Origin of the sequence: Escherichia sp. MOD1-EC6819 (assembly GCF_002965765.1) — a bacterium.
GTDB classification, from domain to species: Bacteria; Pseudomonadota; Gammaproteobacteria; order Enterobacterales; family Enterobacteriaceae; genus Escherichia; species Escherichia ruysiae.
The window spans coordinates 1-700 of sequence record NZ_PTRG01000043.1; the positions used below are offsets into that span (position 1 = coordinate 1).

Consider the following 700-nt stretch of genomic DNA (forward strand, 5'->3'; position numbering starts at 1 on the left):
GAGATAATATGATAAATACAAATGTTATTCTAACCAGAGAACAAAAATCCGCGATTGCAGAAGCATTGGACGTATCATTAGGCGATTTAGAAGAACTTAGAATTAAAGCCAGTAATAAAAGGAAAACTTCCTTTAAGGATGATTTTTCCATGATCTTTAAAACAAATATCGGCACTCTGGCAAAAATGAAGCTAACACCAACTTCTTTTCGAATAATTATTTATCTTTTTTCAATCATTGATTATGGTAATATTCTTGTTAATTTCTCTCAATCAAGGGTAGCAAAAGATTTAGGACTACAAAAATCTAATGTTTCAAGAGCATTTAAAGAACTATTTGAAAAGAAAATACTTATTCGCAATACAGAAGACGACCATGTATATTTGAATTCTAATTTATGCGTTAAAGGGATCCCTCATAAATTCAATGAGGAACAAATGGATAAATTCAAGAGATCCAAAGCAGAAACGGAGAACTTTGATAATTCGTTTAGTTTTTATAGTGTTAAAAAAAAGAATCGCAAATAAATCTCATAGTACCAAATACATACATTTAGAATAAGAAAACTACCATTTAAAAGGTTGCCATTTTTAATTAAGCTACAAAAAATGGCAGCACTTATAATATATGATATTTATATTTGATACCTTTAAAAATCAGTTATCCGTTAAAGATTTATTAAATCCTTTTAGATCTAAGC

1 protein-coding gene is annotated in these 700 nt (G+C 28.3%); it reads left to right on the plus strand.

The window, feature by feature from the left end; genetic code table 11:
* Positions 1–8 precede the first annotated feature (8 nt).
* A complete protein-coding gene (locus tag A7Z06_RS21545; protein WP_000611156.1) occupies positions 9–527 on the plus strand; it encodes a helix-turn-helix domain-containing protein in 519 nt (172 codons plus the stop codon).
* Positions 528–700 lie beyond the last annotated feature (173 nt).

Bases quoted from the DNA above. Each gene is read 5' to 3' on its own strand.
- A7Z06_RS21545 (WP_000611156.1), top strand. From the start codon at position 9: ATGATAAATACAAATGTTATTCTAACCAGAGAACAAAAATCCGCGATT.